The sequence below is a fragment of the Mesorhizobium waimense genome, from assembly GCF_003601975.1.
In the GTDB taxonomy this organism is placed as follows: Bacteria; Pseudomonadota; Alphaproteobacteria; order Rhizobiales; family Rhizobiaceae; genus Mesorhizobium; species Mesorhizobium waimense.
Genome location: NZ_QZWZ01000001.1, coordinates 283750 through 301045 on the forward strand (window position 1 = coordinate 283750; position 17296 = coordinate 301045).

The following is a 17296-nucleotide window of genomic DNA, read 5'->3' on the forward strand; positions in this document are numbered from 1 at the left end:
CGTGCCCAAGCCGGGCGTGACCGACTTGCAGAAGTTGAAGCAAGGCAGGGCCAAGCCGTTTCTGCAGGGACAGGCCAAGCTGCGGCGGCAGGTGAACTGAAATCCTTACGCATATATGAACATATGAAGGAGAGAGGCGGCTGAGGCTGCTTCTCTTCTTGTGTGGAGAAGGCACCAGCGCCGGATTCCTGTCGACAAGCAGCGCCGGGACGATTAGAGCGACGTGCGTCCGTTTGGACGCACAAAGTACGCTCTACACTTTTGAATCTACGCATCGTGCTTTCCGAAAATCGGTTCCGATTTTCGGGCCGATGCGTTAGGGCGGGAGTGGGTTCCAAGAACGGGAAGCGGACATGGCTCAAAAGACCCTGATCGCGCCATCGGTGCTGGCGTCGGATTTCTCGAAGCTCGGCGACGAGGTCGAGGCCGTCGCTGCGGCCGGCGCCGACTGGATCCATCTCGACGTGATGGACGGCCATTTCGTGCCAAACATCACCTTCGGCCCGCCGGTGGTCAAGGCGATCCGCAACCGCACCAAGGCCTTCTTCGACTGCCATTTGATGATCGCCCCGGCCGATCCCTATCTGGCCGCTTTCGCGGAGGCCGGCTGCGACGGCATCACAGTGCACGCCGAGGCCGGCCCGCATCTCGACCGCTCGCTGCAGACGATCAGGAACCTCGGCAAGAAGGCGGGCGTGTCACTCAACCCGGCGACGCCCGAAAGCGCGATCGAATATGTGCTCGACCGGCTCGACCTGATCCTGATCATGACCGTCAATCCGGGTTTCGGCGGCCAGGCCTTCATTCCGGCGATTGTCGACAAGGTGAGGCGGGTCAAGGCGATGATCGGCAAGCGCCCGATCCGGATAGAGATCGACGGCGGCGTCTCGCCGGAGACGGCGCCCCTGGTCACCGCTGCCGGCGCCGACGTGCTGGTCGCGGGTGCGGCCATCTTCAAGGGCGGCAGCGTCGAAGCCTATCGGGCAAACATCGAGGCGATCAGGACGGCAGCGGACCGCGCCGCCGTCTGAAATCGATTGCAGCAAGATTCGACAGCTTCAGCCGACCCTGACGATGAAACCCGAAATGCTAGGCCAGGCATGGGGTTGGTCGCTAAAACTTCCGATTGTAACGGCAAAGGAAACGCACCAAACGCCTCTTGTTCGGCGCCCGCGGGTTTCTTCGAGACAAAGAGATTTTCCTGACAATAGTTACATTGGCCGATGGGGTGTACTACCATCTCTCCTCTTTAAGTCGAATACCGCTATCTTCTGCTTGAGGGTCGAAAGCAGGGCGCGTTATAGTACGCGTACGGGATCAATGCTGCTTTGACACAAGAATCCACAACGGGCCAAGCAGGCAACAGGAGCTATATTGACATACGGAACCGCCGATCTGGGCGATGAAGGGGCCGGACCCAAGAGCACCCTCGCCAGCACGGTCTATCATCAGCTTCGCGACGATCTTCTGCGTGGCGTGCTCGAAACCGAAAGCAAGCTTCGGGTCGAGTGGGTGGTTTCGCGGTATGGCGCCGGGGCTTCGCCCGTGCGCGAAGCTCTCAACCGTCTCGCCTCAGAAGGTCTGCTTGGTCGCCACGACCAGCGCGGCTTCTTCCTCATGCCTGTAAGCGCCGAGGAACTGGAGGAATTGACCCGCACGCGCTGCTGGCTGGAAGAGCGGGCGCTGCGCGAATCGATCGCCCACCGCACGGCGGAATGGGAAGAGCAGCTGGTGCTGGCGCTGCATCGCCTGGCGCGCGCCCCTCGCCGCCTGCCGGAGCAGCCCTCGTCGAACAATTCGGACTGGGAGAAGCTGCATCGCGCCTTCCATCGGGCACTGATTGCGGCCTGCCGGTCGCACTGGCTGATCGGGTTCTGCGACCAGCTTTCCGATCAGGCCTCCCGTTACCGGCTGATGTCGCAGGTCAGCCCGTCAATCGAACGCGACGATCTCGCCGAGCATCGCCTGATCGCCGAACGCACGCTGGACGGCGACGCCGACGGCGCGGTCGAAGCCCTGCTCAGCCACTACCGTCTGACGGCGACCATGTGCATCGAGCGCTTCGCCCAGGACGCTGAGGCCAAGGCCGGCCCCGGCAAGGCATCGCGCGGCCGCAAATAGCTGCTCGTCCGGCACCAAAAATCTGATATTTGCGCTGCAGCAGACGCCATATCAGGGAAAACCATGAGCAATCACCTGTTCGACGCTTTCCGCGCCCGCATGCCCGCGCCCGAGCGGCTGTTGATGGAGACGGATGACGGGCGGACGATCACCTATGGCAACATGCTGGCCCAGTCCGCGCAGCTGGCGCATGCGCTGGTCCAATTCAGCGTCAAGCCGGGCGACCGCGTCGCCGTCCAGGTCGAGAAAAGCCCGGAGGCCATTTTTCTCTACCTTGCCTGCCTGCGTGCCGGTGCCGTGTTCCTGCCGCTCAACACCGCTTACACGCTGGCGGAGCTCGGCTATTTCTTCGGCGACGCCGAACCGCGGCTGGTTGTCTGCGAGCCCGCGAAGGCAGCCGATATCGGGACTCTGGCTGAGAGATCGGGCGCCGCCGTCGCCACGCTTGGCAGCAAGGGCGAAGGTTCACTGACGGAGAGTGCTTCACACCAGCCAAAGGAGTTCCGCGATGTTGCGCGCGGGCCTGACGATCTCGCTGCGATCCTCTACACGTCAGGCACGACCGGCCGCTCGAAGGGCGCCATGCTCAGCCACGACAACCTCGCCTCGAATGCGCGGGTGCTGGTCGAGCATTGGCGCTTCACCAGCAACGACGTCCTGATCCATGCGCTGCCGATCTTCCACACGCACGGCCTGTTCGTCGCCACCAATGTCGTCCTGATGGCCGGTGCCTCGATGCTGTTCGAGCAGAAATTCGACGCAGGCCGTATCGTCTCGCTGCTGCCCGGCGCCACCTCGTTGATGGGCGTGCCGACCTTTTATGTCAGGCTTTTGCAGCAGGCGGGCCTGAACGGCCAGGCGGCGAAAAACATCCGGCTGTTCATATCCGGGTCGGCGCCGCTTCTGGCCGAAACACATGTGGCCTGGCGCGAGCGCACCGGCCACGCCATTCTCGAGCGCTACGGCATGACCGAGACCAATATGAACACCTCGAACCCCTATGATGGCGAGCGGCGCGCCGGCACGGTCGGCTTTCCGCTACCGGGTGTTTCGCTGCGCATCGCCGATCCCGACGGCGGCGGCATGCTCGCCCAGGGCGAGGTCGGCATGATCGAAGTGAAGGGTCCGAATGTCTTTGCCGGCTATTGGCGCATGCCGGAGAAGACCAAGGCCGAGTTTCGCAACGACGGCTTCTTCATCACCGGCGATCTCGGCCTGATCGATGCCGACGGCTATGTGCACATCGTCGGACGTGGCAAGGACCTGATCATCTCCGGCGGCTACAACATCTATCCGAAGGAAATCGAGAGCGAGATCGACGCGCTTGCCGGCGTCAGCGAAAGCGCCGTAATCGGCATTGCCCACCCAGATTTCGGCGAGGGCGTCACGGCGGTCGTGGTGCGGGCACCGGCTTCGGCTATCAGCGCCGCCGATATCATCGCGGCGATCGGTGCACGGCTCGCCAAATACAAACATCCCAAGCAGGTGATCTTCGTCGACGAGCTACCGCGCAACACCATGGGCAAGGTGCAGAAGAATTTTTTGCGCGAAACCTACAAGGAGCTTTTCGCGCCATCGAAAGCCGGCTCATGATCTGAACTCGGTCCGGACATCGCAATCTGCGCGAGATCAGTTCGGATACAACAGCCCGAAAACATACTCGGCGATGGCGAGGCTCGCGGTCAGGCCGGGGCTCTCGATGCCGAACAGATTGACAATACCGCCGGCGCCATGGTCGGCAGGGCCTTGCAGCACGAAATCGGCCGCCGGCTGGCCCGGCCCGGACAGTTTCGGCCTGACACCGGCATAGGCCGGGAGCAGGGCGTCGTCCGCAAGGCCCGGCCAGTAACGCCTGATTTCGCCATAGAATGAATCGGCTCGGCCGGGATCGACCGTATAGTCGACATGGTCGATCCATTCGACATCGGGTCCAAAGCGCGCACTGCCGCCGAGATCCAGCGTGAGGTGGACGCCAAGGCCGCCATCGACGGGCACCGGATAGATCAGCCGCGAGAAGGGCGAACGGCCCGAAAGCGCAAAATAGTTGCCGCGCGCCAGCCACTGCTGGGGGATGAGACCCTGCGGGAAACCCTCGATCCGCCCAGCCAGGGCCTGCGCGTCAAGGCCGGCGGCGTTGACGAAGGCGCCAGCCTTCAACTCGAACGGCTCACCGCTGGCGTCGAGCGTGCGGATCTGCACGCCATCGGCTTCGACGACCGCCGCCGCAACCGTGGTCAGGAAAGCAAAGGAGGCGCCGGCGGCTTCCGCGTCGCCGCGCAGGGACAGCATCAGCGCGTGGCTGTCGACGATGCCGGTCGAGGGCGACAGCAGCGCGCCGGCACAATTGAGCTGCGGCTCAAGGCCTTCAGCCTCTACGTGCGTCAGCAATTCGAGATCGTCAACGCCGCTACGTTGCGCATTGGCCCGGATCGTCTGCAGTCTGTCGAGCTGCGCCGCTTCGACGGCAACGATCAGCTTGCCGGTGCGGGCATGGCCGATGTTGCGCTCGCGGCAATAGGCATAGAGCCTTTCGCGCCCTTCGACGCAGAGCCGGGCCTTCAGGCTTCCCGGCGCATAGTAGATGCCGGCGTGGATGACTTCGGAATTGCGCGAACTCGTCCCGGTGCCGATGTCCGCGGCCTTTTCGACCACCAGCACCTCGCGGCCGGACAAAGCGAGAGCGCGGGCGATGGCGAGGCCGACGACACCCGCCCCGGCAACAACGCAATCGACTGTGTGCATCGGTCCGCCTTCAGCGCAAAGTAGCTGTGCTGTCCGTAAACATTTTCGCGCCGTCGATCCAGACGCCTTTGACGTTCAGATCGTCCGACAAAGCGACGATATCCGCCGCGGTGCCGTTGGCAAAGCGGCCGAGCCGGTGCGACTGGCCGATCGCCTGCGCCGGATAGAGCGAGGCCATGCGCAGCGCTTCCGACAGGTCCAACCCGACGACGCGGTGGACGTATCGAACCGCCGAGATCATGTCGAGATCGGCGCCCGCCAGCGTTCCGTCGGCCAACCGAAGGCTGCCATCCTTGCGGTAGATGGTGCGGCCGTTCAGCGTGAACGACGTCATGTCGGTGCCGATCGTCGCCATGGCGTCGGTGACCAGCACGATTTTGCCCGGCCCCTGCTTGGCGCGCAGTGCTATCGCCATGGTGGCGGGATCGACATGGATGCCGTCGGCGATGATGCCGGCAAACAATGTGCCAGTGTCGATGGCGGCTCCCGCCAGCCCCGGCTCACGATTGCCGATCTGGCTCATGGCATTGAACAGGTGGGTGACTACGGTCGCACCTGCGCCGGCGAAGGCGTGTGCCCTGGTGTAGCCGGTGTCGGAATGGCCGAGGCTGACGACGATGCCGGCCTTGGCAAGTGCTGCAACGCGCGATGGCTCGACGGATTCAGGCGCGATCGTGGTCAGCAGGACGGGCAGCTCTTTCCGAGCCGCGATCAGCGCCGCCAGGTCGATATCCGTCATCGGCCGGATCAAGGCCGGATCATGTGCGCCCTTGCGGGCAACGGACAGATGCGGACCTTCGAGATGCATGCCGAGAAAGCCCGGCACCTTCTGCCGCGCGGCTTCGGCTCCTGCGGCAACCGCGGCGGCGGTGATTGCGGGCGTATCGGTGATTAAAGTCGGCAGCAGCGCCGTCGTGCCGAAAGGCGCGTGCGCCCGGCAGATGGTCTCGATCGAGGCGACGTCGGGGTGGTCGTTGAGCATGACGCCGCCGCCGCCATTGACTTGCAAATCGACGAAGCCAGGCGTGAGCAGCCCGCCGCCGGTCTCGATACGGGCAACCCCGGACGGGATGGCGCTAGCCGCGACGATGGCTTCGACCAAGCCGCTTTGCACGACAAGGGCGGCGTTGTCGTGCCAGTCGGCGCCGTCGAAGATGCGAGCGCCAGTCAGGGCGAAACGGTCGCTCATACGGTTTCCGTCACCTTACGCAGATTGGGCGGCGTGTCCGGGTCAAGGCCGCGGTGGCGGGCAAAGGCCTCGACGAAGCCATAGAAGGACACGATCAGCGCCAGCGGGTCGGTCAGCGGGTGGCCAGTGGCGACATGCGGCAGGCGCAGCGCGCTCTTGGCCTTGTCCGACGTCACGAAGACCGCAGCGCCCTTGCCGGCCAGGCTGTCAGCCGCCTCGGCAACTGACGGTTCGGAGGCGTCGCGCGCGGCGAGCGCCAGCACCGGAAAGCCCGGCCCGACCAGCGCCAGCGGTCCATGCATCACCTCCGCGGCACTATAGGCCTCGGCATGCATGGCGCAGGTTTCCTTGAATTTCAGCGCCGCTTCGTTGGCGATGGCCGAGGATGGGCCACGACCGAGGATGAACAACGATTTCGGCGTCTCCAATGCGCCGGCCAGCCCCATCCAGTCGCAGGCGATCGCCTTGCGGAAATGCTCGGGCAAGCGGGCGAGAGCGGCGAGAAGCTTGTCGTCGCCAGTGCAGTGCGCCATCAGGGCCAGGCCGGCGACCGCCGAATTGACGAAGGTCTTGGTCGCTGCGACGCTGCGCTCCGGCCCGGCAAGGATGTCGATCGCATAGTCGGAGGCGCGCGCCAGCGGCGAATCGGCGGTGTTGGTGATGGCGACGGTCAGCGAACCGCCGGCCCGTGCCGACTGCGCCATGGCGACGATATCCGGGCTCTTGCCCGACTGCGAGATGGCGAGGCAGGCAGAGCCGGCAAGCCTCAGCTTCGCGCCATAGATCGAGGCGATGGACGGGCCGACCGACGCCACGGCTAGCCCGGCGGTCAGCTCCACGGCATATTTCATGAAGGTGGCGGCATGGTCGGACGAACCGCGTGCCACGGTGACGACGAAGCTCGGATCGCGCTCGCGAATGCCGCGCCCGGCCTCGCTCAACACCGCCGCCGAGCCGTCGAGCAGGCGGGCGGTGGCTTCCGGGATCTCCTCGATCTCGCGCCGCATGTGGGTGGTTGATGTTGCGCTCATGGCCGGCCCTCTTCGCCCGGCCCGCTCAGCCGGAGTTCGGCGACGAAATCATAGGCGTCGCCCCTGTAGATGGAGCGGGTGAATTCGATCACCTTGCCGCTCGCCAGATATGAAATACGTTCAATATGCAGTCCGGCAATGCCTGGCGGCACTTCGAGCAGGCGCGCATCGCTGTCGCCGAGATTGGCGGCGGAGATGCGCTGCACCGCGCGCACCGGCCGGTTGCCCGATGTTTCCAGCGCCGCGTAGAGCGACGAGCCTATTGCCTCCGGGTCGGGCAGCACGCTGGCCGACAGCGAGGCGCGTTCGATCGCCAGCGGCGTGTCGTTGGCAATGCGCAGGCGTGCGACGCGCGCCACAAGTTCACTCGACGACAGGCCGAGCACCATCATCTCGTCGGGCGAGGGCGCGTAAAGGCCGCGGTCGAGCCAGGCCGAACGCACCGCCATGCCGCGCCGCGCCATATCCTCGGTGAACGAGGTCAGCCGCGACAGCGACTGCTCGACACGCTCCATGCGCGGCGCGACGAACGTGCCGGAACCATGGCGCTGGACGAGAATGCCGCCCTTGACCAGATCCTGCACCGCCTTGCGCACGGTAACGCGCGATATGTCGGCCTTGCTGGCGATGTCGCGCTCGGACGGCAGCGCGTCGCCGGGTCCGATCAGGCCGCGATTGACCGCGTCCTCGATGCTCTTCCTGAGCTGCAGATAGAGCGGGGCGCCGCTTTGCGACGACTCTTTCAGCATGGCGAAGATCTGGTCGGCGGCGTTCATCCGGCCGTCTCCACGGTATTGGCGAAGATGCGCACCGCCATCTGCACCGCACCGCCCAGCGCATCGTCGAGCGGCGGCTTGAGCAGCGCCTGGTAGCGCGCCGACAGGCGCGGCGCATAGAGCGGCGCCAGCCCGCCGAGCAGGCAGAGCGGCGCACCGCTCGAGAGATCGAGCGCGCCGAGCGAGGCCTCGACATCGGCGATTGCCTTGTCGAGGATCCAGTTGGCGACGATGTCGCCCTTGGCGGCGTGATCGAAGACCTTGGGTGCGAAGCCGCCGAAATCGCCGGGCTTGGCGTTGGTGGTGAACTCGACCACGTCCTCGGGATTGTTGCGGAAGATGGCGAGCATGGCCTCAGTCAGCGGCGAGGCCGGGCGAATGCCGTCATAGGCGAGCAGCGTCTGTTCGAGCAGGTCGCGGCCGATGCGCGCGCCGCTGCCCTGGTCGCCGACCTGAAAACCCCAGCCGCCGATGGCGCGCGACGTGCCATTCTTGCGCGCCATATAGGCGGTGCCGGTGCCGAGGATGGCCATGGCGCCGTCGCCGGATCCAACCGCGCCCTCCAGCGCGATCTCGGCATCGGTCTCGACGCGGCTTTGGCTGAACGGCAGGATCGCCTCGAGCTGCTGCCTGTAGGTGCCGACATTGGCGCCGGCCAGACCGAGAATGGCCGGGGTTTGCGGGATGAGCTCAGGATCCTGTCCGGCAGCAATGAAGGCCTGCCGTGCCGCCTCGACGATGTTGGTCCGCGCGCCGGTGAGGTCGGTGCGGATGTTGGCGGCGCCGCTCTTGGCGCGGCCCACGACCGTGCCGCTTGCTGTCGCAAGGGCCGCCCTGCAGCTGGTGCCGCCGCCATCGATGCCAAGCACGAAATTCACGCGATTTCTCCTCCGGGCGGATAATACCAATAAAATACCAATAGCCAAGAGTTAATTTCGGGTTCAAAAAGATTAAGGCGTAGTTTATTGAAAAATCAGCGAATTTTGCCGGCGACCCAATTTCTGAGCGACGATTTCGTTAATGCGTGTAGACAAGTGGTATTTTTTTGGTATTGTTTTGCGAGTTGGAGGGAATTGGATGGCCGAGAAGCGCACAGAAGCGCATCACCAGAATGCCGAGGGACTGGACATCCAGGCCCCGGACACCATCCTTTCCTTCTTGGCCGACGCACAGATCGAGGCTGCCAGGGCCGTGCGCGGCGCCATTCCCGCCATCGCCAACGCTGCCGAGATCATCGCCGGCCGGCTGGCGGGCGGCGGCAAGCTTGCCTATGCGGCAGCCGGCAGCTCGGGCCTGATGGCAGTGGCCGATGCCCTGGAATTGCCGGGCACCTTCGGCATTGCGCGCGATCGGATCGCCATCCTGATCGCCGGCGGCGACGAAGCCTTCAAGACACTGGCCGGTGGCCCGGAGGACGACACCGAGGAGGCCTCGGCTGCAATTGCCGGCGCCGGAATTGGCTCGGGCGACTGCCTGATCGCCATTTCGGCCAGCGGCTCGACGCCCTATGCGGTCAAGGCGCTGGAGGATGCCCGCAGCAGCGGCGCTGCGACCGTGGCCATCGCCAACAACAAGGACACGCCGCTGCTCAAGCTGGCCGATGTCGCTATCCTGCTCGAGACACCGCCGGAGATCATTGCCGGTTCGACGCGCATGGGCGCCGGCACGGCGCAGAAGATAGCGCTCAACATGCTGTCGACGCTCACCGCCATTCATCTGGGCCATGTCCATGATGGCTACATGGTCAATCTCACCGCCGACAACATCAAGCTGCGCGATCGCGCGGCACGCATCGTCGCCGCCATCAGCGGGTGCGGCAGGGACGATGCGGCGCGCCTGCTCGAAAAGAGCGGCGGCGTCGTCAAGACAGCCATTCTGCTCGCCGCCGGCGCCGCCAATGCCGATGCGGCCGAGAAGATACTGGAAAGAACCGGCCAGAAGCTGCGGCCGGCGCTTTCCGCGATCGAGGGGAGCAAGGGGCCGCAAGCCTCTGTTCTCATCAAAACCGAACCTGAAAAAGGTCAACAGGGAGACTGAGCATGACAACGAAACTACTGACGGCCCTTCTTCTAGGCACCAGCATTCTCGGCACCGCCGGGATGGCCTATGCCGACGACGTAACCCTCAACATCGAAAGCTGGCGCGGCGACGACCTTGCCATTTGGAAAGACAAGCTGATCCCGGCCTTCGAGGCCAAGAACCCCGGCATCAAGGTGGTGTTCGCGCCGTCGGCGCCGACCGAATATGACGCGGCGCTGGGCGCCAAGCTCGCCGCCGGCTCGGCGGGTGACCTGATCACCTGTCGTCCGTTCGACAAATCGCTTGAACTCTACAAGAAGGGCAACCTCGCCGACCTCTCTTCGCTACCCGGTACGGAAAACTTCTCTCCGGTAGCCAAGGCTGCCTGGCAGACCGACGACGGCAAGGCGACCTTCTGCGTGCCGATGGCCTCGGTCATCCACGGCTTCATCTACAACAAGGACGCCTTCGACAAGCTCGGCATCAAGGTGCCGGAGACGCGCGACGAATTCTTCGCCGCGCTCGACAAGATCAAGGCCGACGGCACCTACATCCCGATGGCGATGGGCACCAAGGATCTCTGGGAAGCCGCGACCATGGGCTACCAGAACATCGGCCCGAACTACTGGAAAGGCGAGGATGGCCGGACAGCGCTCATCAAAGGCGAGCAGAAGCTGACCGACAAAGACTGGGTGGCGCCGTATGAAGAACTTGCCAAGTGGAAGCCTTATCTTGGCGACGGCTTCGAGGCGCAGACCTATCCGGACAGCCAGAACCTGTTCACGCTCGGCCGCGCCGCCATCTACCCGGCCGGCTCGTGGGAGATCGCGCTGTTCAACACCCAGGCGCAGTTCAAGATGGGCGCCTTCCCGCCGCCGGTCGAGAAGGCCGGCGACACCTGCTACATCTCCGACCATACCGACATCGGCATGGGTCTGAATGCGGCTTCGAAGAATGCCGATGCGGCCAAGACCTTCCTGTCCTGGGTCGCGTCGCCTGACTTCGCCACCATCTACGCCAACGCGCTGCCGGGCTTCTTCAGCCTGAACAACACGCCGGTGAAGATGGAAGACCCGCTGGCGCAGGAATTCGTCTCCTGGCGCGGCAAGTGCAAGTCGACGATCCGCTCGACCTACCAGATCTTGGGGCGCGGCACGCCGAACCTCGAGAACGAGACGTGGGTTGAATCGGCAAACGTCATCAACGGCACCGATACGCCGGAAGCTGCCGCCAAGAAGCTGCAGGACGGTCTCGACAGCTGGTACAAGCCGGCCAAGTAAGAGCTCAGGCAACGGGCCGGCCGGGCATATGCCCGGCCGGCATTCGAACAGCGCCTGCTTTTGAGATTGCGATTGTCGGCCCTGCCTCTCGGCCTCACCCTCGCTTTGCGGGGAAGGCGAAGCTGACGTGTCGCAGGCCTCCATCCTAGGATGCAGGCTGTGCATCGAGGCATCAACTAGCATTGCATGACCTGGAACCGAGAGACGGCGGAGACCGAACTCATGGCCGCACAAACACGACCCAAACGACCGTTCCGCTGGCACATAGGCATCTTCCTGGCACCGGCGGTGTTGGTCTATACGGCGATCATGATCCTGCCGCTGGCCGGCACGCTGCAGCTGTCGCTGTTCCGCAACATCAACCAGTCCCAGGTTTTCGTCGGGCTGGAGAACTTCCGCACCCTGTTCGGTAACCCCAACTGGTCCGTGGGCTTCTGGAATGCGCTGCGCAATAACGTCTGGTTCTTCATCATCCACATGCTGGTGCAGAATCCGATCGGCGTTCTGCTGGCGGCGCTGCTCTCTAGCCCCAGGCTCAGGTTCTCCGCCTTCTACCGCACGGCGATCTTCGTGCCGACCATTCTGTCCTTCGTCATTGTCGGCTTCGCCTGGAAGCTGATCCTGTCGCCGCTGTGGGGCGTGGCGCCGCATATGCTCGACCTGATCGGCCTGAAAAGCCTGTTCACGCCTTGGCTCGGCAAGGAAGAATACGCGCTGACCGCGCTCAGCCTGATTTCGGTATGGCAGTTCGTTGGCATCCCGATGATGCTGATTTATGCCGCCCTGCTGTCGATCCCCGACGAGGTGCTCGAGGCGGCTGAATGCGACGGCATCACCGGCATGTCGCAGTTCTGGAAGATCAAGCTGCCGCTGATCCTGCCGTCGATCGGCATCATCTCGATCCTCACCTTCGTCGGCAATTTCAACGCCTTCGACCTGATCTACACCGCGCAAGGCGCGCTGGCCGGGCCGAATTATTCGACCGACATTCTCGGCACCTTCCTGTACCGCGCCTTCTTCGGCTTCCAGCTGCAAATCGGCGATCCCAACATGGGCGCGGCGATCGCTACGATGATGTTCCTGATCATTTTGGGCGGCGTCTGCGTCTATCTCTTCCTCGTGCAGACGCGCCTGCGTCGCTATCAGTTCTGAGGGGCGACAGATGAGCACCGCAACCCGTTCGCTGCCCCGCACCATCGGCGCCCACGCGATCCTGTTGACCTATACGGCGATCGCGCTGTTTCCAGTCATCCTCGTGATCATGAATTCGTTCAAGTCGCGCGCCGGCATCTTCGGCGAGCCGCTGACGCCGCCGACGCCCAAAACCTTCGACCTGATCGGCTATACGACCGTGATCGGCCAGGGCGACTTCATCCACTATTTCCAGAACAGCCTCGTCGTCACCGTCGCCTCGCTGTTCTTCGTGCTTCTGTTCGGCGCCATGGCCGCCTTCGCGCTGTCGGAATACCGCTTCCGCGGTAATACTTTGATGGGGCTTTATCTGGCGCTCGGCATCATGATCCCGATCCGCCTCGGCACCGTCGCCATCCTGCAATTGATGGTGGCGAGCGGGCTGGTCAACACGCTGACGGCGCTGATCCTGGTTTACACCGCGCAAGGCCTGCCGCTGGCGGTGTTCATCCTGTCGGAATTCATGAAGCAGGTGTCCGACGATTTGAAGAACGCCGGCCGCATCGACGGCCTGTCGGAATACACGATCTTCTTCCGCCTGGTCCTGCCGCTGGTCAGGCCATCGATGGCGACGGTTGCCGTCTTCACCATGATCCCGATCTGGAACGATCTGTGGTTCCCGCTGATCCTGGCGCCGTCGGAGGAGACCAAGACGGTGACGCTCGGCGCGCAACTCTTCCTCGGCCAGTTCGTCACCAACTGGAACGCCATCCTGGCAGCACTCTCGCTGGCGATCATGCCGGTGCTGATCCTCTACGTCATCTTCTCGCGGCAGCTGATCCGCGGCATCACGTCTGGAGCCGTCAAGTGAGTTCGCAAAAACCCCTTCGCGTCGTCGTCGCCGGCCTCGGCAATATGGGCCGCAGCCATGCGCTGGCCTATCACACCAATCCGGGTTTCGAGATCGCGGCACTGATCAACCGCTCCGACGTGCCGCTGCCGGAAGGGCTCTCCGGCTACGGCATCAGGCGCTCCTTCGACGAGGCGCTGCGCGACGAAAAGCCAGATGTCGCCTGCATCGCCACCTATTCGGACAGCCATGCCGACTATGCGGTGAGGGCCTTCGAGGCCGGCTGCCATGTCTTCGTCGAAAAGCCGCTGGCAACGACGGTCGCCGATGCCGAGCGTGTCGTCGCCGCGGCCAAGGCCAACGGCAAGAAGCTGGTGATCGGCTATATCCTGCGCCATCACCCGTCCTGGATCCGGCTGATTGCCGAGGCGCGCAAGCTCGGCGGCCCCTACGTTTTCCGCATGAACCTCAACCAGCAATCCTCGGGCCATACCTGGGGCACGCACAAGCAATTGATGCAGACGACCTCGCCGATCGTCGATTGCGGCGTGCACTATCTCGACGTGATGCTGCAGATCACCGACGCCAGGCCGGTCGAGGTGCGCGGCATGGGGGTGCGGCTGACCGAAGAGGTCGCGCCGACGATGTACAATTACGGCCATCTGCAGGTGCTGTTCGATGACGGCTCGGTCGGCTGGTACGAGGCCGGCTGGGGGCCGATGATCTCGGAGACGGCCTTCTTCGTGAAGGACGTCATCTCGCCGAATGGCTGCGTGTCGATCGTCATGAAGGAAGGTGTCAAGTCCGACGATATCGACACCCACACCAAGACTTCGACCATCCGCCTGCACAGTGCCGTGACCGGGCCGGACGGCAAGTTCGCCAGGCCCGACGAGATGCTGTCGATGGAAGGCGAACCAGGCCACCAGGACCTGTGCGATCTCGAGCAGGCCTTTGTGCTCAGAGCGATCCGCGAGGATCTCGATCTCAACAGGCATATGGACGATGCAGTGAAGTCGCTCGCCGTCTGCCTTGCCGCCGACGAGAGCGTGCGCAGCGGCGCCGCCATCAAACTCTAGAACAGGGACGACGCCGTGGGCTCGCTGAAGATCGAGAATGTGAAGAAGGCTTTCGGGCCGGTCGAGGTGCTGAAGGGCATCAACCTCGAAGTAACGGACGGCGAGTTCGTCGTCTTCGTCGGCCCCTCCGGCTGCGGCAAGTCGACCTTGCTGAGGGTCATTGCCGGACTGGAGGATTCGACCTCGGGTCGCGTCGTCATCGACGGCGAGGACGTTTCCGTCACGCCGCCGGCCAAGCGCGGCATCGCCATGGTGTTCCAGACCTATGCGCTCTACCCGCATCTGACGGTGAAGAACAATATGGGCCTTGGGCTGAAGCAGGCCAGCACGCCGGCGGCAGAGATCGACCGACGCATCGGCATTGCCTCCTCGATGCTGTCGCTGGAGCCCTATCTTGAAAGGCGGCCGGCCGAACTCTCCGGTGGCCAGCGCCAGCGCGTCGCCATCGGCCGCGCCGTGGTGCGCGAGCCCAAGCTGTTTCTCTTCGACGAGCCCTTGTCCAACCTCGACGCCGCACTGCGCGTCAACACCAGGCTTGAGATCGCCCAGCTGCATCGCCGGCTGAAGGCAACGATGATCTACGTCACCCACGACCAGGTCGAGGCGATGACGCTGGCCGACAAGATCGTTGTGCTCAATGCCGGCAAGATCGAGCAGATCGGCGGGCCGATGCAGCTCTACAATTCGCCGGCGAACGAATTCGTCGCCGGCTTCATCGGCTCACCGAAGATGAATTTCATCGACGGCGCCAGACTGGGCGAGACGGCGAATACCATCGGCGTGCGGCCTGAGCACCTGACCGTCGATCCAAAGTCCGGCGCCTGGAAGGGGACGGTGGTGCATGCCGAGCATCTCGGCGCCGACACCAATCTCTATCTCGACTGCGAAAAGGCCGGGCTGATCACCGTGCGCATCTTCGGCGTCTACAATGCCGAACCGGGCGCGACGCTTTACGCGACGCCGGACCCGGCGAAGACCTATCGGTTTGGAGCGGATGGGAAGGTGTTGAAGTAGCTGCCACTTCCTTCTCCCCTGTGGGAGAAGGTGGCCGAGCGAAGCTCGGTCGGATGAGGGGTGTTGGAAGGATCGCTACGCTGAAGGTGTAAGCGCTTCCAATACCTCGATATTTTGATGCCGAGTTTCTTCCAGCACCCCTCATTCGTCTCGGCGCTGCGCGCCGATCCACCTTCTCCCACAGGGGAGAAGGGGAGAGGTATACGCCTACACGTCCGCCTTGAACGTCTGCTTCTGCTGACCCAGCCCTTCGATACCGAGTTCGACCACATCACCCGCCTTCAGGAACACCGGCGGCTTCATGCCGAGCCCGACGCCGGGCGGCGTGCCGGTCGAGATGATGTCGCCGGGATGCAGCGACATGAAATGGCTGAGGTAGGAGACGAGGTAAGCGACGCCGTAGACCATGGTTTTGGTCGAGCCGTCCTGCATCGTCTTGCCGTTCACCGTCAGCCACATCTTGATGTTCTGCGGGTCGGCCACCTCGTCCTTGGTCACCAGCCACGGTCCGATCGGGCCGAACGTGTCGCAGGACTTGCCCTTGGTCCACTGGCCCTGCCGCTCGGCCTGGAAGGCGCGCTCGGAAACATCGTGCGAGACGCAGTAGCCAGCGACATAATCCAGCGCCTCGGCTTCGCTGACATATTTGGCGGTCTTGCCGATGACGACGCCGAGTTCGACTTCCCAGTCGGTCTTCACCGAGCCGCGCGGGATCAGCACGTCGTCGTCGGGCCCGACGATGGCCGAGCTTGCCTTCATGAAGATGATCGGCTCCGGCGGCACGGTGGCGCCGGTCTCGGCGGCGTGGTCGGAATAGTTGAGCCCGATGCAGATGAATTTTCCCGTGCCGGCGACGCAGGCGCCGATGCGTGGACTGCCGGAAACCGCGGGCAGCGATTTCGGGTCGAGCTTCGACAGCATGTCCAGCGAAGCCGGGTGAAGCACCGTGCCGGCGATGTCGGCGACATAAGCGGAGAGGTCGCGGATCGTCCCATCCGCATCGAGCAGGCCGGGACGTTCGCTCCCCACCTCGCCATAGCGCAGCAGTTTCATGCAGTCTTTCTCCTGATTGCGGCCCGTGGCCTTTTGCAAACTCTCCGCCAAGGCGACGATATGGTTTTCAGAAACCGGGCGGAAAGTACCGAATGGACCTATCCCGGGGCAAGCGCGGAAGCCGCCTTAGATGCCTGGGGACCATGTTTTTCAGACTGCTAGATCGACCAGCCACCGTCGATATTGTAGGCCTGCCCCGACGTATAGGTGGCGCCGGCTAGATAGACGGCGAGATCGGCAATTTCCTCCGGCGTGCCAAGACGGCCCATCGGCTGGCGGGCGATGAAGGCGGCGCGGGCGGCTTCGTAGTCGCCTTGCGCATGCATGCGATCCTGCAGCGACGGGCTCTCGACAGTGCCAGGGCAGATGGCGTTGCAGCGTATGCCTTTGCCGACATAGTCGGCGGCAATCGCCTTGGTCAGTCCGATGACCGCGGCCTTGGTGACGCCATAAGCGAAACGGTTGGGCACACCTTTGCCGGCACCGGCGACCGACGACATGTTGACGATCGATCCGTCGCCACGTTCCAGCATGCCCGGCAGCACCGCGCGGATGGTGCGGATCATCGCGCGCACATTGAGGTTGAAGGCGAAGTCGAGATCGGCATCCGCCATTTCGAGGATCGAGCCGGAATGGACGAAGCCGGCGCAATTGAACAGCACATCGACAGGGCCGATTTCGGCGAAGCCCGATTTCACCGCCTCGTCGTTCAGCACATCGAGCTTGCGGGTGTTGATCCCGCTTGTCTTGCCGATTTCGGCCAGCAGCACCTCGTTGATGTCGGTGGCGTGCACAACGGCGCCTGCCTTGGCGAAGGCTAGCGCGCTCGCCCTGCCGATGCCTTGCGCTGCCGCCGTGACGACAACGACCTTGCCCGCCAGATCCGCCATGCTGTTCTCCTCGACTGTCTAACGCCGCCCGGATGTCTAAGGGCATTCGGCCAAGGTGCAATGTGCCAGGCAAGCACTATCGTGCCGCCTCAAACACCCGTTGATGTGCAGGCCAATTGTT

Annotated in this window: 16 protein-coding genes; 9 read left to right on the forward strand and 7 right to left on the reverse strand. The window is 63.8% G+C overall.

Going from position 1 to position 17296, the window contains the following annotated elements; translation table 11 throughout:
- The first annotated feature begins 353 nt into the window (after nucleotides 1–353).
- The 3 genes from rpe (at nucleotide 354) to D3227_RS01400 (ending at nucleotide 3714) form a co-directional block, all read left to right on the forward strand.
- Nucleotides 354–1031, forward strand: coding sequence for a ribulose-phosphate 3-epimerase (gene rpe / locus D3227_RS01390; protein WP_120011894.1), 678 nt, complete (start codon nucleotides 354–356; stop codon nucleotides 1029–1031).
- Nucleotides 1032–1374: 343 nt separating this feature from the next.
- Nucleotides 1375–2121 (forward strand): GntR family transcriptional regulator, encoded by a 747-nt coding sequence (locus D3227_RS01395; RefSeq protein ID WP_120011895.1) that lies wholly within the window; start codon nucleotides 1375–1377, stop codon nucleotides 2119–2121.
- A gap of 63 nt (nucleotides 2122–2184) precedes the next feature.
- Entirely contained in the window at nucleotides 2185–3714 is a 1530-nt protein-coding gene (locus D3227_RS01400; RefSeq protein ID WP_120011896.1) for a malonate--CoA ligase, read from the forward strand.
- Between the two features lie 36 nt (nucleotides 3715–3750).
- On the opposite strand, the gene D3227_RS01405 is transcribed toward D3227_RS01400, so the two are convergent.
- From D3227_RS01405 to D3227_RS01425, 5 genes are read right to left on the reverse strand one after another with little or no spacing between them, the layout of a single operon-like run.
- Entirely contained in the window at nucleotides 3751–4863 is a 1113-nt protein-coding gene (locus D3227_RS01405; RefSeq protein ID WP_120011897.1) for an NAD(P)/FAD-dependent oxidoreductase, read from the reverse strand.
- Between the two features lie 10 nt (nucleotides 4864–4873).
- On the reverse strand, nucleotides 4874–6052 hold the full coding sequence (gene nagA, locus D3227_RS01410) for an N-acetylglucosamine-6-phosphate deacetylase (RefSeq protein WP_120011898.1): 1179 nt from the start codon (nucleotides 6050–6052) through the stop codon (nucleotides 4874–4876).
- A complete protein-coding gene (locus D3227_RS01415) occupies nucleotides 6049–7083 on the reverse strand; it encodes an SIS domain-containing protein (RefSeq protein ID WP_120011899.1) in 1035 nt (344 codons plus the stop codon). Before D3227_RS01415 ends, nagA begins: the two co-directional genes overlap by 4 nt.
- Nucleotides 7080–7859, reverse strand: coding sequence for a GntR family transcriptional regulator (locus D3227_RS01420; RefSeq protein WP_006202301.1), 780 nt, complete (start codon nucleotides 7857–7859; stop codon nucleotides 7080–7082). Before D3227_RS01420 ends, D3227_RS01415 begins: the two co-directional genes overlap by 4 nt.
- Nucleotides 7856–8737: a glucosamine kinase nucleotide-binding domain-containing protein gene (locus D3227_RS01425; protein WP_120011900.1), complete on the reverse strand. Its 882-nt coding sequence runs from the start codon at nucleotides 8735–8737 to the stop codon at nucleotides 7856–7858. The genes D3227_RS01420 and D3227_RS01425 overlap by 4 nt, the downstream gene beginning before the upstream one ends.
- 199 nt (nucleotides 8738–8936) lie before the next feature.
- Here D3227_RS01425 and D3227_RS01430 point away from each other — a divergent pair, with 199 nt between their 5' ends.
- From D3227_RS01430 to D3227_RS01455, 6 genes are all read left to right on the forward strand, one after another.
- Nucleotides 8937–9896, forward strand: coding sequence for an N-acetylmuramic acid 6-phosphate etherase (locus D3227_RS01430; protein WP_120011901.1), 960 nt, complete (start codon nucleotides 8937–8939; stop codon nucleotides 9894–9896).
- Between the two features lie 2 nt (nucleotides 9897–9898).
- A complete protein-coding gene (locus D3227_RS01435; protein ID WP_120011902.1) occupies nucleotides 9899–11158 on the forward strand; it encodes an ABC transporter substrate-binding protein in 1260 nt (419 codons plus the stop codon).
- Between the two features lie 222 nt (nucleotides 11159–11380).
- On the forward strand, nucleotides 11381–12310 hold the full coding sequence (locus tag D3227_RS01440; protein ID WP_120012198.1) for a carbohydrate ABC transporter permease: 930 nt from the start codon (nucleotides 11381–11383) through the stop codon (nucleotides 12308–12310).
- Between the two features lie 10 nt (nucleotides 12311–12320).
- Nucleotides 12321–13160 (forward strand): carbohydrate ABC transporter permease, encoded by an 840-nt coding sequence (locus D3227_RS01445; protein ID WP_120011903.1) that lies wholly within the window; start codon nucleotides 12321–12323, stop codon nucleotides 13158–13160.
- Complete coding sequence (locus D3227_RS01450) at nucleotides 13157–14218, forward strand: Gfo/Idh/MocA family protein (protein WP_120011904.1); 1062 nt, start codon at nucleotides 13157–13159, stop codon at nucleotides 14216–14218. The genes D3227_RS01445 and D3227_RS01450 overlap by 4 nt, the downstream gene beginning before the upstream one ends.
- A gap of 15 nt (nucleotides 14219–14233) precedes the next feature.
- Nucleotides 14234–15232: an ABC transporter ATP-binding protein gene (locus tag D3227_RS01455; RefSeq protein ID WP_120011905.1), complete on the forward strand. Its 999-nt coding sequence runs from the start codon at nucleotides 14234–14236 to the stop codon at nucleotides 15230–15232.
- A 207-nt stretch (nucleotides 15233–15439) separates the two neighbouring features.
- Here the strand turns inward: D3227_RS01455 and D3227_RS01460 are convergent, their stop codons facing one another.
- Both D3227_RS01460 and D3227_RS01465 read right to left on the reverse strand, forming a co-directional pair.
- A complete protein-coding gene (locus D3227_RS01460; protein WP_120012200.1) occupies nucleotides 15440–16285 on the reverse strand; it encodes a fumarylacetoacetate hydrolase family protein in 846 nt (281 codons plus the stop codon).
- A 158-nt stretch (nucleotides 16286–16443) separates the two neighbouring features.
- A complete protein-coding gene (locus D3227_RS01465) occupies nucleotides 16444–17175 on the reverse strand; it encodes an SDR family oxidoreductase (RefSeq protein ID WP_120011906.1) in 732 nt (243 codons plus the stop codon).
- Nucleotides 17176–17296: the final 121 nt, after the last annotated feature.

What these genes read in the sequence shown, in the direction of transcription:
- rpe (WP_120011894.1), top strand. Translation starts at nt 354, where the DNA reads ATGGCTCAAAAGACCCTGATCGCGCCATCGGTGCTGGCGTCGGATTTC.
- D3227_RS01400 (WP_120011896.1), top strand. Translation starts at nt 2,185, where the DNA reads ATGAGCAATCACCTGTTCGACGCTTTCCGCGCCCGCATGCCCGCGCCC.
- D3227_RS01405 (WP_120011897.1), bottom strand. Translation starts at nt 4,863, where the DNA reads ATGCACACAGTCGATTGCGTTGTTGCCGGGGCGGGTGTCGTCGGCCTC.
- nagA (WP_120011898.1), bottom strand. Translation starts at nt 6,052, where the DNA reads ATGAGCGACCGTTTCGCCCTGACTGGCGCTCGCATCTTCGACGGCGCC.
- D3227_RS01415 (WP_120011899.1), bottom strand. Translation starts at nt 7,083, where the DNA reads ATGAGCGCAACATCAACCACCCACATGCGGCGCGAGATCGAGGAGATC.
- D3227_RS01420 (WP_006202301.1), bottom strand. Translation starts at nt 7,859, where the DNA reads ATGAACGCCGCCGACCAGATCTTCGCCATGCTGAAAGAGTCGTCGCAA.
- D3227_RS01430 (WP_120011901.1), top strand. Translation starts at nt 8,937, where the DNA reads ATGGCCGAGAAGCGCACAGAAGCGCATCACCAGAATGCCGAGGGACTG.
- D3227_RS01435 (WP_120011902.1), top strand. Translation starts at nt 9,899, where the DNA reads ATGACAACGAAACTACTGACGGCCCTTCTTCTAGGCACCAGCATTCTC.
- D3227_RS01440 (WP_120012198.1), top strand. Translation starts at nt 11,381, where the DNA reads ATGGCCGCACAAACACGACCCAAACGACCGTTCCGCTGGCACATAGGC.
- D3227_RS01445 (WP_120011903.1), top strand. Translation starts at nt 12,321, where the DNA reads ATGAGCACCGCAACCCGTTCGCTGCCCCGCACCATCGGCGCCCACGCG.
- D3227_RS01460 (WP_120012200.1), bottom strand. Translation starts at nt 16,285, where the DNA reads ATGAAACTGCTGCGCTATGGCGAGGTGGGGAGCGAACGTCCCGGCCTG.
- D3227_RS01465 (WP_120011906.1), bottom strand. Translation starts at nt 17,175, where the DNA reads ATGGCGGATCTGGCGGGCAAGGTCGTTGTCGTCACGGCGGCAGCGCAA.